The organism is Novosphingobium sp. NBM11 (assembly GCF_015390225.1).
In the GTDB taxonomy this organism is placed as follows: Bacteria; Pseudomonadota; Alphaproteobacteria; order Sphingomonadales; family Sphingomonadaceae; genus Novosphingobium.
In genome coordinates this window covers 3603746-3615917 of record NZ_VUOG01000001.1, presented here as the reverse complement: position 1 = coordinate 3615917, position 12172 = coordinate 3603746, and the positions used below count along the sequence as shown (strand labels likewise).

General features: G+C 65.3%; 13 protein-coding genes. 8 read left to right on the top strand and 5 right to left on the bottom strand.

Features of this window, described 5'->3' with window-relative positions:
• Positions 1–3: 3 nt before the first annotated feature.
• From glyA to F1640_RS17495, 4 genes are read left to right on the top strand one after another with little or no spacing between them, the layout of a single operon-like run.
• Positions 4–1317, top strand: coding sequence for a serine hydroxymethyltransferase (glyA, locus tag F1640_RS17510; protein WP_194920380.1), 1314 nt, complete (start codon positions 4–6; stop codon positions 1315–1317).
• 4 nt (positions 1318–1321) lie between these two features.
• Positions 1322–1531, top strand: coding sequence for a hypothetical protein (locus tag F1640_RS17505; RefSeq protein ID WP_125955165.1), 210 nt, complete (start codon positions 1322–1324; stop codon positions 1529–1531).
• A 3-nt stretch (positions 1532–1534) separates the two neighbouring features.
• Complete coding sequence (gene nrdR, locus F1640_RS17500) at positions 1535–1996, top strand: transcriptional regulator NrdR (RefSeq protein ID WP_124808799.1); 462 nt, start codon at positions 1535–1537, stop codon at positions 1994–1996.
• The gene (locus F1640_RS17495; protein ID WP_194920378.1) at positions 1993–2748 is read left to right on the top strand and encodes an RNA methyltransferase; all 756 of its coding nucleotides are present in this window, start codon (positions 1993–1995) and stop codon (positions 2746–2748) included. Before nrdR ends, F1640_RS17495 begins: the two co-directional genes overlap by 4 nt.
• 18 nt (positions 2749–2766) lie before the next feature.
• On the opposite strand, the gene F1640_RS17490 is transcribed toward F1640_RS17495, so the two are convergent.
• The gene (locus F1640_RS17490) at positions 2767–3054 is read right to left on the bottom strand and encodes a chorismate mutase (protein ID WP_194920376.1); all 288 of its coding nucleotides are present in this window, start codon (positions 3052–3054) and stop codon (positions 2767–2769) included.
• Positions 3055–3332: 278 nt separating this feature from the next.
• On the opposite strand from F1640_RS17490, the gene rpsD reads away from it, so the two are divergent.
• Together rpsD and F1640_RS17480 are read left to right on the top strand one after the other, a co-directional pair.
• Entirely contained in the window at positions 3333–3944 is a 612-nt protein-coding gene (rpsD, locus tag F1640_RS17485) for a 30S ribosomal protein S4 (protein ID WP_124808796.1), read from the top strand.
• 183 nt (positions 3945–4127) lie between these two features.
• Positions 4128–4325 carry a hypothetical protein gene (locus F1640_RS17480; RefSeq protein ID WP_124808795.1) on the top strand — a complete coding sequence of 66 codons (198 nt, stop codon included), beginning with the start codon at positions 4128–4130 and terminating at the stop codon, positions 4323–4325.
• A gap of 13 nt (positions 4326–4338) precedes the next feature.
• Here the strand turns inward: F1640_RS17480 and F1640_RS17475 are convergent, their stop codons facing one another.
• Both F1640_RS17475 and tgt read right to left on the bottom strand, forming a co-directional pair.
• Positions 4339–6330: a S9 family peptidase gene (locus tag F1640_RS17475; protein WP_194920374.1), complete on the bottom strand. Its 1992-nt coding sequence runs from the start codon at positions 6328–6330 to the stop codon at positions 4339–4341.
• 93 nt (positions 6331–6423) lie between these two features.
• Positions 6424–7542: a tRNA guanosine(34) transglycosylase Tgt gene (tgt, locus tag F1640_RS17470; RefSeq protein WP_194920371.1), complete on the bottom strand. Its 1119-nt coding sequence runs from the start codon at positions 7540–7542 to the stop codon at positions 6424–6426.
• 92 nt (positions 7543–7634) lie between these two features.
• Here tgt and F1640_RS17465 point away from each other — a divergent pair, with 92 nt between their 5' ends.
• A complete protein-coding gene (locus F1640_RS17465; protein ID WP_194920370.1) occupies positions 7635–8390 on the top strand; it encodes a TSUP family transporter in 756 nt (251 codons plus the stop codon).
• Between the two features lie 9 nt (positions 8391–8399).
• Here the strand turns inward: F1640_RS17465 and F1640_RS17460 are convergent, their stop codons facing one another.
• Positions 8400–9464, bottom strand: a complete 1065-nt coding sequence (locus F1640_RS17460; RefSeq protein ID WP_194920369.1) for an AI-2E family transporter — start codon at positions 9462–9464, stop codon at positions 8400–8402.
• Complete coding sequence (locus tag F1640_RS17455; RefSeq protein ID WP_309229294.1) at positions 9461–10411, bottom strand: rhodanese-related sulfurtransferase; 951 nt, start codon at positions 10409–10411, stop codon at positions 9461–9463. The genes F1640_RS17460 and F1640_RS17455 overlap by 4 nt, the downstream gene beginning before the upstream one ends.
• 171 nt (positions 10412–10582) lie before the next feature.
• Here F1640_RS17455 and F1640_RS17450 point away from each other — a divergent pair, with 171 nt between their 5' ends.
• Complete coding sequence (locus tag F1640_RS17450) at positions 10583–12121, top strand: acetyl-CoA acetyltransferase (protein WP_194920367.1); 1539 nt, start codon at positions 10583–10585, stop codon at positions 12119–12121.
• The last annotated feature ends 51 nt before the right edge of the window (positions 12122–12172 follow it).

Sequence of the window (12172 nt, the reverse complement as noted above, 5' to 3'; positions counted from 1 at the left end):
CAGATGACCAATGCCGCCACCGCGACTTCGGAAATCCGCTCCTCGGGTTTCTTCACCGAACACCTCGAAAGCGCCGATGCCGAAGTCTACGCCGCGATCCGGGGCGAACTGAAGCGCCAGCAGACCAAGATCGAGCTGATCGCCAGCGAGAACATTACCTCGCTGGCGGTGCTCGAAGCCACGGGTTCGGTGTTCACCAACAAGTACGCCGAAGGCTATCCGGGCAAGCGCTATTATGGCGGCTGCGAATATGCCGACGTGGTCGAAACACTGGCCATCGAACGCGCGAAGAAGCTGTTCGGCTGCCAGTTCGCCAACGTGCAGCCCAATTCGGGCAGCCAGATGAACCAGGCCGTGTTTCTCGCCCTGCTGGAACCGGGCGACAGCTTCATGGGGCTGGACCTCAATTCGGGCGGCCACCTGACCCACGGATCGCCCGTCAACATGAGCGGCAAGTGGTTCAAGCCGATCCCATATGGCGTGCGCGAGGACGATCACCTGATCGACATGGACGAGGTTGCCCGCCTTGCCCGCGAACACAAGCCGAAGCTGATCATCGCGGGCGGCACCGCCTATTCGCGCGTGTGGGATTTCCCGCGCTTCCGCGAGATCGCCGATGAAGTGGGCGCGTGGCTGCTGGTCGACATGTCGCACTTCTCCGGCCTTGTTGCCGGCGGCGCGCATCCCTCGCCCTTCCCGCACGCGCACGTCGTCACCACCACCACGCACAAGTCGCTGCGCGGCCCGCGTTCGGGCGTGGTGCTCACCAATGACGAGGACATCGCCAAGAAGATCAACATGGCGGTGTTCCCTGGCATGCAGGGCGGCCCGCTCGTCCATGTGATCGCGGCCAAGGCGGTTGCCTTCGGCGAGGCGCTGCGCCCCGAATTCCGAGCCTATGCCGCGCAGATCGTGGCGAACGCGCGCGCGCTCGCCTCGTCGTTGCAGGAACAGGGCCTCGCCATCGTTTCGGGCGGCACCGACAACCACCTTATGCTGGTCGATCTGACGGCGAAGGACGTGACCGGCAAGGCGGCGGAAAAGGGCCTCGATCGCGCCTGGTTGACCTGCAACAAGAACGGTATCCCGTTCGACAAGCGCTCGCCCTTCGTCACCTCGGGCATCCGCCTTGGCACGCCCGCCGGCACCACGCGCGGCTTCGGCGTGGCCGAATTCCGCACGATCGGGCAGCTCATCGCCGAAGTGGTCGATGGCATGGCGCGCAACGGCGATGCAGGCGACGGGCAGATCGAACAGCGCGTGCGCGATCGCGTGGCCGAACTGTGCGATCGCTTCCCGATCTATCCGGAGTTGTAAGGCCATGAGCGACCGCGACGAAGATCTCGTCGGCCGAGCCCGGGACGAGATCACCGCCATGGCGAAGCAGGGGATGGGCCATCCTTCGACCAAGCCCGTGCTGATCGGCGCCGGGATCGGCGCCGTCGCGGGCGCGCTGCTGCCGGTGATCACCCTGCCCGCCGGCCTCGCCATCGGCGCGGGCATCGCGTTCTGGCAACGGATCAAGCGCTGACCGATGCGTTGCCCGTTCTGCGCGCATGACAACAGCCAGGTGAAGGACAGCCGGCCGAGCGAGGACAACACCTCGATCCGCCGGCGGCGCCAGTGCGAAAGCTGCGGCGCCCGCTTCACCACGTTCGAGCGTGTGCAGTTGCGCGAAATCATGGTGGTAAAATCGGGCGACCGGCGCGAACCGTTCGACCGCGCCAAGATCGAGCAGTCCGTTTCCCTCGCCTGCCGCAAGCGGGGCGTGCCGCAGGAACGGCTCGATCGGCTGGTTTCGAGCATCCAGCGCCAGATCGAGACGATGGGCGACACCGAAGTGCCCTCCAAGGCGATCGGGGAAATGGTGATGGATGGGCTGCGCCAGATCGACAGCGTCTCCTACATCCGCTTCGCCAGCGTCTATCGCGACTTCACCGAGGCCCGCGATTTCGAGGAATTCGCCAGCACCGTGCGCGAAGTGGGCGCGCATTGACGCAGCCCGCCGCCCTTCCCCCGGTCATCGTTCTGGTCCGTCCGCAGCTTGGCGAGAATATCGGCAAGGCCGCGCGCGCCATGCTCAATTTCGGGCTGACCGAGATGCGGCTGGTCTCGCCGCGCGATGGCTGGCCCAACCCGTCGGCCGGCCCGGCGGCCTCGGGCGCGGATATCGTGCTGGAACAGGCGCGGGTGTTCGAGACACTGGCCGACGCCGTGGCCGACTGTGCCCACGTCTATGCCACCACCGTGCGCAAGCGCGGCGTAACCAAGCCCGTGGTGACGCCGGAGCAAGCCGCCCGCGCGATCACGACCGCGCCGGGCCGCAGCGCCATCGTGTTCGGGCCGGAGCGCTCCGGGCTGGAAACCGACGACGTGGCGCTGGCCCGCGCGATCCTGACCGTACCGATCAACCCGGAGTTCGGCTCGCTCAATCTGGCCCAGGCTGTGATCCTGTGCGCCTACGAATGGTCCAAACATATCCCGGCGAGCGATGACGACACGGCGCTCATCCAGCCGACGGTCGAGGAACTGCTTCCGCCCGCCCCGCAGGACGAATTCGAGGGCATGTTCGCGCAACTGACCGAGATGCTGGAGCCGCGCGGCTATTTCGAGCCGCCAAGCCGGGCGGCGGCCACGCGGCGCACGCTGCGCACCATGCTGACCAAGCCCGGCTGGAACCATCTCGAGATCCGCACCCTGCGCGGCGTGCTTTCAGCGCTGCGGCGCACGCCGGAGCCAAAGGACTGAGCGGTATCGGACCCGGATCTATTCGTTGCCGGCGCGCAACCGTTCGCGCGCCTGGCGCTCGAACGCGACCGAAGCGTCAAACAGCCGATCCCAGAAATCGCCGACCAGCCCCACCGGCACGCCCTGCTCGAACGCGCGGCGGCGAATCGCCGAAAGGACCGCCCTGCGCCGTTCTTCGTCATCCAGATTGAAACGCCCGACGTTGAGTTTCGCCGCGGCGCGCACCAAGGCAAAGCGCCGGGACAGAAGGTCGATGAGTTGGCGATCGACAAGATCAATGCCGCTGAACACGTCGTCCAGCGTCACAAAGTCCTCAGGATTGGGCGGCCCCTCGCTCATCAATTCCATCTGAACCCAAAATTCCAGCTCTGTCTATGGCACCTGCCCTTGACAAACCACTAAAGCCCTGTTCTTAGCGCCCGTTCACATGGACTCCGCTGAAGCTCGCTTCCGGCGGTCCAGTCCGATTGGCCCCGCACCCCGGTGAAGCGGTGGCCGCGTTCCGTAACTGACGGAATGGTGCGTACCGGGTCTGAAGCACGGATGATGGTCATCCGCGCAAGCAAGTTGGAGGCACCTGCGCCATGTCGAAGCGCAAGGCATCGAAGTACAAAATTGACCGCCGTCTTGGCGAGAACATCTGGGGCCGTCCCAAGAGCTCGGTCAACCGCCGCAGCTATGGCCCCGGCCAGCACGGCCAGCGCCGCAAGAGCAAGGTGTCGGACTTCGGCATCCAGCTCCGCGCCAAGCAGAAGCTCAAGGGCTACTACGGCGACGTGACCGAGAAGCAGTTCAAGCGCACCTACCAGGAAGCCGCCAAGATGAAGGGCGATACCGGTCAGAACCTGATCGGCCTGCTCGAACAGCGCCTCGACATGGTCGTCTATCGCGCCAAGTTCGCGCCGACGATCTTCTCGGCCCGCCAGGTCGTTTCGCACGGCCACATCTACGTCAACGGCGTGAAGTGCAACATCGCCTCGCGCCGCGTGCGCCCCGGTGACGTCGTCAGCCTTGGCAAGAAGGCCAAGGAAATGGCGCTGATCGCCGAAGCGCAGGCGCTGCCCGAACGCGAAGTGCCCGACTACGTCGCTGCCGAAGGCGACAAGGTGACCTTCACCCGCGTTCCGACGCTTGATGAAGTGCCCTATCCGGTGAAGATGGAACCGAACCTGGTCGTCGAGTTCTACTCGCGCTGATCGGTCCGGCTTCGGCACGAAAAAGCACGAAAGGCGGGGCTCAACCCCGCCTTTTTTGTTTCTAAATCATATCGTTACATTTCATCAGCGCTATTCGTCGCCCCGCAAGATCGGCCGGTCGCAAGATCGCGCCGGATTGATCTCGATCACGGAACTGAAACGCGCTTCGGCCATTGGCCGGGCATGCCGATGTTTCGTTTCGTCACCCCGCACCGATGCGGAAAATGGTACCCCGACCTGCTGACCGCGCAGCAACAGGCCTGCGCGATCGGTGCCGGATTTTTCGAGGATCGCAGCGGCGAATTCTACCAGTACCCCGGCACCCGTCTCGAAACGCGTCCGTTCGACACGCCGGATGAAACGGCCGACATCGCGGCGTGACGAGGCCGGGCGACTAGCGGTTAAGCATCTTGCGGATGAAGGCGTCGCTCATGGACAATATTTTCGTGCGCGCCGCGGCATCGTCCAGCTGGTGATCAAGATCCGGAAACTCGATATATTCGACAGTCTTCCCGGCATCTCGAAGCTTGTCGGCCATTAGTCGCGAATGGCCGACATTGACGTTGATATCCCACGATCCGTGAAACAGCAGAACAGGGGCGGAAATGGTTGCGGCATTCTGCGCTGGGGAACCAGAAGCCACATGCTCGCCATGGCCAATGAACCTGTCCACGATCTTGTAGTCCGTATAATCGACGTGATCCCGCCGCAGCCGCTCAAGATCCGTCACCGGCGCTATGGCGACAATCGCCTTGTACAGCCCCGGTTCGGCAACGCCGGACTGAAGCGCCGCGTATCCTCCATAAGACCATCCCACAATCGCCAGTTTGCCCGGCGCCGCCACCCCCTGGCTGACCAGCCACTTGCCCGCATCGTCTATGTCACCGATCGCGGTGCGCCAGGACTGGAATCCGTTTTTCTGGTACCAGTCTGCGCCATAGCCGCTGGACCCCCTGTAATTGGGTTGCAGCACTGCAAATCCGCGCACGGCGAAAAACTGCACCAGCCAGTCAAATCCCCATTCGTCTCGCGAACTGGGGCCGCCATGCGGCATGACGATGGCCGGAAGATTTCTGCCGTCACTGCCCGGAGGTATCGTCAAGTACCCCGGGATCATCGTTCCATCCGATGCCGGAAAAGTGACTGGCTTCATTTCCGCCAGCTTCCTGCCTTCAAGCTGGCCGCGAGCCGGAAGCAATGATTCCAGCTTGTGCGTACCCTTGTCGAACAAATAGTACTGCCCCGGATCAACATCGCTGCCGGCAAACAGAAGCAGCTTGCTTTCGTCTTCGCTGGCACTCACGAAATCGACCTGCGGCTTGCCTGGCAGCGCTTTGCCCAAAGCCGCCGCCAGCGTTTTCAGGGCCGGATCGAAATACTCAGCCCGCCGCTTGTCCGTTGCGTAACCCACCCCCACAACGCGCCGTTGACGACCGATCACAATCAGTTCGTCCACATCCACGTCATCGCGACCGAGCACTAGCTCCTTCTTGCCGCTTCCATCGAGCTTGATGCGATACAGCGCCTGACGTCCGGAAGGGCCGGCGTCAAAACCATAGACCACATCCTGAACCGGATCGACAGTCAGGGGATTGAACCCCTTGCCCAGACCCGCGTCCCCCTGATCGACCCGCCCCAAAGGATACCATGTCCTATCGCCGGCCTTGCGGTAGGAATAATCGATAGTCCCGGAGGAGTAAGGGCCAGAAGCACTGACCTCTGTCCCCAAGATACGCACATGCCCGATCCCGTCGGTAATATATTCGACGGAGCCAGACTTTGGCACTTCGACAATCCGCCGCACCAGCGAATTCACGTCCACGGATTCCACGCCAAGACCCTCATACCGCTGGGCAATACGAGTGCCTATATCGGTTTCCGGCACGAACTGGCGCGTCATCATCACCCAGCCCGGTTTGTCTCCGGTCCAATCGATGATCGATCCGCCATTCCAGGTTATGCCAAGAGCACGGTTGCTTGTCCGCTCGGTCACCACCTTCAAATTGCTTCCGTCACTATCGACTGCGATGGTGCGGGAGTATCGTGCAAGCGCGTCTGTGAGCTTCGTGGTGATGGAAACGTAACAGACCAGCCTGCTTGCCGTTGGCCACAAGCACCTGCTGAACTGCTCGCTCGCTTGACTGCTGCGCAAAATCGGCTTCGGCGCACCGCCTGCTATAAGATCTATGACCATGACCAACTGGCCCGAAGGGCCGGGTGTAATGATCGCCGCATGGGCGCCATCAGGCGCGAGCGACATCGACATGACACCTTCGCGGGCCCCGAACCTTGCCGCCAGTTCTTCCAGGGACTGCGCATGAGGGGCGGACAGAGGCACTAAAGTGGCAATCAAAGCCTGCGCCCATCCCGCCAGTCGACTATTCATGCCCCTCTCCCCATGTTGACGGGATCAGGATGGCAAACACCCACTGAAACTTCAAATGGTTCAGGCTCTTACTGCGAAATTGGATGTTTAATTTCAAAGATAGTTCCGCCGGAAGTCCGCTGCGAACGTGGCAAAAGTCCCTTCCGCGATAGCCGCCCGCATCCCCGCCATCAGCTGCTGGTAGAACGAGAGGTTGTGCTCCGTCACCAGCATCGCGCCCAGCATTTCGCCGGACTTGTGCAGGTGATGGAGATAGGCGCGGCTGTACTTCGCGCAGACGGGGCAGGTGCAGCGTTCGTCCAGCGGGCCGGTGTCTTCGGCGAAGCGGGCGTTGCGCAGGTTGAGCGGGCCGTTCCAGGTGAACGCCTGCCCGTTGCGGCCCGATCGCGTCGGCAGCACGCAATCAAACATGTCCACGCCGCGTTCGACGGCGCCGACGAGGTCGTCGGGCTTACCCACCCCCATCAGGTAGCGCGGGCGATCCTGCGGCAACTGGTCGGGCGCGAAATCGAGCGTGGCGAACATCGCCTCCTGCCCCTCGCCCACGGCCAGCCCGCCGATCGCGTAGCCATCGAAGCCGATGTCGCGCAAGGCGTCGGCGCTTTCCCGGCGCAGGCCTTCATCGAGCGCACCCTGCTGGATACCGAACAGCGCGGCATTTTCGGCGTGTTCGCCGCCGCTGTCGAAGCCTTCGCGGCTGCGCCTGGCCCAGCGCATCGACATCGCCATCGAACGGGCGATCACATCGCGCGGCTGATCGGCGCGCGGGCATTCGTCGAAGGCCATGACGATGTCGGACCCCAGCAGGCGCTGGATCTCCATCGAGCGTTCGGGCGAGAGCATGTGCCGCGATCCGTCGAGATGGCTGGCGAACGTGACGCCTTCCTCGGTGATCTTGCGCAGGTCCGACAGGCTCATGACCTGATAGCCGCCGCTGTCGGTCAGGATCGGGCGGTCCCAGCCCATGAATTTGTGCAGCCCCCCCAGCCGCGCCATGCGCTCCGCGCCGGGGCGCAGCATCAGATGATAGGTATTGCCCAGGATGATGTCCGCACCCGTGGCGCGCACGTCTTCCACCTTCATCGCCTTGACGGTTGCCGCCGTGCCCACGGGCATGAACGCCGGGGTGCGGATTTCCCCGCGCTTCATGGTGATGACGCCGGTGCGCGCCTTGCCGCTGGTGGCGTGGATCGAGAACGAAAAACGGGTCATGACGAAGCGGTCGGCCTGAAATGCGGGCGATGCCCGGCGCAAGACGTGGAAAGAGGATTGCGGCCCTTACGGCGAAACGCCATGGCGCGCAAATGATCGAACCGTGGCTCTATCCCGCGCTGACCGCCGTTGCCGTGCTGACGGGCTTCGTCGATGCCATCGCCGGTGGCGGGGGGCTGATCATGATGCCGGCGCTGATCTACACCGGCCTGCCGCCGCACGTGGTGCTGGGCACCAACAAGGTGCAATCCGCCTGCGGCACCGCGATGGCGACGCTGCGCTATCACCGCGCCGGGCTGTTCGCGATACGCCCCAACCTTCCCGCGGTGGTGGCGATCTTCGCGGGCGCGCTGGCCGGAGCGCTGGTGATCCAGCGGTTCGATGCCGATGTACTGCGACTGGTGGTGCCGTTGCTGCTGATGGGGATCGCGCTCTATACCGTGTTTTCGCCGCGCATGGACGATCACGACAGCACGGCGCGGCTTTCGGAGCGCGGCTATCTGCCGGCGGCAGGCGCGGTAGGCTTCTACGACGGCTTTTTCGGCCCCGGCGCGGGCCAGTTCTACACGACCACGCTGGTCGGCCTGCGCGGGCTTGGCCTGACGCGGGCGACGGGGCTGACCAAGCTGTTCAACCTGACCAGCAACGTCGCCAGCATCGTGGTCTTCGCGTCCGGCGGGCAAGTGCTGTGGCTGCTGGGCCTGTGCATGGGCGCGGGCGCGATGACCGGGGCATGGCTGGGCTCGCACTGGGCGACGCGGCTGGGTGCACGGCTGATCCGGCCGCTGCTGGTGACAGTAAGCCTGGCGCTGACAGCGCGGCTGGTGTGGGGCTGGTTCGCGCGATAGGCGCGCCGGCTATTCGGACGGCGCCTCGCCGCCCTGCCCGGCACCGTCGGCAAAATCCCGCCACAGCATGACCAGCACCGCCATCGTCGCCGGCCCCACGAACAGGCCGAGGATGCCGAAGGTGGCCGCGCCGCCCAGAATGCCGATCAGCACCCACAGGAACGGCAGGCGGGTGGCTCCCCCGATGATCGCGGGGCGGATGAGGTGGTCTGCCACCGCCAGCACGATCAGCCCGCTGACCACGATGATGCCGGCATTGACCGGCGATCCCATCGCGATCTGCAAGGCGGCAGCCACGGCGAACATCACCGCCGCACCGAACGGGATCGTGGCCGCAACCGCCGTCAGGGTGCCGAGCATGATCGGGTGGGGCGTTCCGAGCACGGAATAGACGATCGTCATGACCGCGCCTTCGCCTATCCCGACAAGGACCAGCCCGTCGATCGTGGCCCGCACCGAATTGATCGCCTGCCGCCCGATCCGTTCCCCGGCCGGGCCGAACACGCGATCGCTGGCGCGAAGGCACTGTTCGACGATCGTATCCCGGTCGCGCAACAGGAAGAACAGCGTCATCAGCGTGAAGGCGAACACCACCGCGCGGTGCATCAGGTTGCTGCCGATGAGCCGGCCATGCATGACCACATCGACGTCCAGCATCCGGCCGAGCACGAATCCCGGCGCATGGGGATCGGCGAGGTGGGCTTGCCACCACGACCGCGCGAACGGCGCCGTGCCGTCCAGCCAGGCCGGCGGGGCGATGCCGTTGTTCCTCGCCCATTCGAAGCCCTGCCCGATCTGCCGCGCCTCTGCCAGCGCCTGCCCGATCGCGAACAGCAGCGGCACCAGCACCACCAGCGCCACCGCCAGCGTGATCGCCGCCGGCAGCAGCACGCGCGCGATCCGGCCATTCCAGCGCCCGCGCAAACGCAGATAGAGCGGATCGATCGCCACCGCGATGATCACCGCCCAGGCCAGCGCCGGCAGGAATTCGCGCACGATCCACAGCGCCAGCGCCACCAGCAGCGCCACCAGCACCAGCCGCGCACGGCGCGCTTCGGTTCCCCGGCGCGTCATGCCTGCTCCTCCATCACCGCGCCGACGTGGCGGTAGCCGCGCCGTGTCGCCAGTTGTTCCTGCCGATGCCGTTCGCGATAGCTCTCGCGCTGCGCCTCGGTCCGTTCGCCGTGGCACGCGGCGCAGCTGACGCCTTCCTCGAACAGCGGCGAAGCCCGGTCCGCCGCGCCAATCGGGCGGCGGCACGCGCGGCACAGTTCGTAGGAGCCCTGGACCAGACCGTGCCCCACGGTCACCCGTTCATCGAACACGAAGCATTCGCCGCGCCACAGGCTTTCCGCTTCGGGCACGGTTTCCAGATATTTCAGGATGCCACCCTTGAGGTGATAGACCTCGTCCACGCCTTCCGCCTTGAGGAAAGCGGTCGATTTTTCGCAGCGGATGCCGCCGGTGCAGAACATCGCCACTTTCGGGGGCTTGCCCTGGCCCAGCAGGCGCGCGCGTTCGGCGCGGAACCACGCGGGAAATTCGCGGAACGACTGCGTGCGTGGATCGATCGCGCGCTCGAACGTGCCAACGGCGACCTCGTAATCGTTGCGGGTATCGATCACGATCGTCCCCGGATCGGAAATCAGCGCATTCCAATCTTCGGGCGACACATAATGGCCGACGCTTGCCAGCGGATCGATGTCCGGCTCGCCCATCGTCACGATCTCGCGCTTCAGCCGCACTTTCATGCGGTAGAACGGCATGTCCGAGGCTTCGGAGAATTTCACGTCCAGACCGGCGCATCCCGGCAGCGCTCGGATGTGCGCCAGCACGGCATCGATTGCCTGCTCCGTTCCCGCGATCGTGCCGTTGATCCCCTCGCGCGCGACCAGCAGCGTGCCCTTCACGTCCAGACCGCAGCACAACCGCGCCAGCGGCGCGCGGATCGCTTCCGGATCGAGGAACGGTGCGAACTGATAGAGCGCGGCGACACGCCAAGGGGATGATGCGTTGGTCACAGGAATGATCCGTCCGTCCGCCGGTTCGGCGGGTTTCCAGCGGCGCATATAGCCTGCGCGGCATGGCCGGAACAGAAAACTTGGCCGGCCCCACTCACCACCTCTTGACCGCGCCGCTTCGCTCCGGTCCGGTACCGCAAAGCCACCGCCCGGATGGCACGAGGAGAGGACATGAGCACCATACCCGACAGGACACCGGTGATCGTTGGCGTAGGTCAGGTCGTCGACCGGATCGAGGCGGGCGATTATCGCGCGCTGTCCGCCGCCGATCTCGCTGCGGCGGCGGCCGAAGCGGCGCTGGCGGACAGCGGCGCGGCGGCGCTGGTGCGTCCGCAATTGCGTGTGGTGGGCGCGGTGCGAACGTTCGAGGATTCGGGCGCAGCGCCCTCCCCGTTCGGAAAGCCCGACAAGTTCCCGCTTGCCGTCGCCCGCCGTCTTGGCGTCACGCCAGACCATGCGATCCTTGGCAAGGTGGGCGGTGACACGCCAGTGTCGATGGTCATGGAACTGGGCGATCGCATTCTCGCCGGAGAAACCGAAGCCGCCATCGCCTTCGGCGCGGAAGCGATCTCGACCACGCGCCACCTCAGTGGACGGGGCGAAACGCGCGACTGGGCGGAACACGACGAAGGCACGATCGACGACCGGGGCCTCGGCTATGAAGGGATGCTCTCGGCCATCGCGGCGCGCCACGGCGTGCGCGGAGCGCCGATCGCCTATGCGCTGCTCGAAAACGCGCGGCGCGCGCGGCTGGGCCTGTCGCGGGAGGACTATGCGCGGGAAATGGGGCGGCTGTTCGCGCCGTTCACGCAGGTCGCCGCCGCCAACCCGTGGAGTTGCTCCGCATCCGCGCCGATGACGGCGGAACAGATCGCCACGCCCGGCGAACGCAACCGTATCGTCGCCGATCCCTATACCTTGAAGCTGGTCGCGCGCGATCAGGTCAACCAGGGAGCGGCTGTGCTGCTGATGGCGGCCGGCGCGGCGCGCGCGGCGGGTATCCCGGAAGACCGCTGGATCTTCGTCCATGGCGCGGCGCTAGCGGTGGAACGCGAGCTTCTCGACCGGCCGGCCCTCGACCGCTATCCCGCCGCCGATGCCGCCATCGCTTCGGCCTTCGCCAGCGCCGGCAAGACCGCCGCCGACATGGCCACCTTCGATTTCTACAGCTGCTTTCCGATCCCGGTCTTCACCGCCGCGATCGAGGGACTGGGCCTGTCGGGAGACGATCCACGCGGCCTGACGGTGACGGGCGGCCTTCCGTACTTCGGCGGCGCCGGAAACAACTATTCGATGCACGCCATCGCCAGCATGGCCGAACGGCTGCGGCGGGAAGCCGGGAGCTTCGGCTTCGTGGGCGCGAACGGCGGCTTCCAGTCGAAATACGGCGCCATGGTGCTCTCGGGCGAACCGCGCGCGTGGCCCGGCTGCGAAAAGGAGAGCATCCAGGCGCGGCTCGATGCCGTGCCCAAACCCGCGATCACCGCGCAGGCGCAGGGAACGGGCACGATCGGAACCTATACCGTGGTCCACACCAAGGGCGTGCCCACGCATGCAATCGCCATCGGCGCTTTGGCGGACGGCACGCGCTTCATCGCCAACCCGGCCGACGCCGCCACGCTGGCGCGCATGGCGGAAACCGACCCGCTGGGGGCCAGGGTCACACTGACGGCCGGCGAAAAGGCCAACACGTTCGTTTTCGCGGAATAGGCAAAAGGCCGGCGCGCTTCACAGGGAGCGGGCCGGCCTTCCGGAATTGCC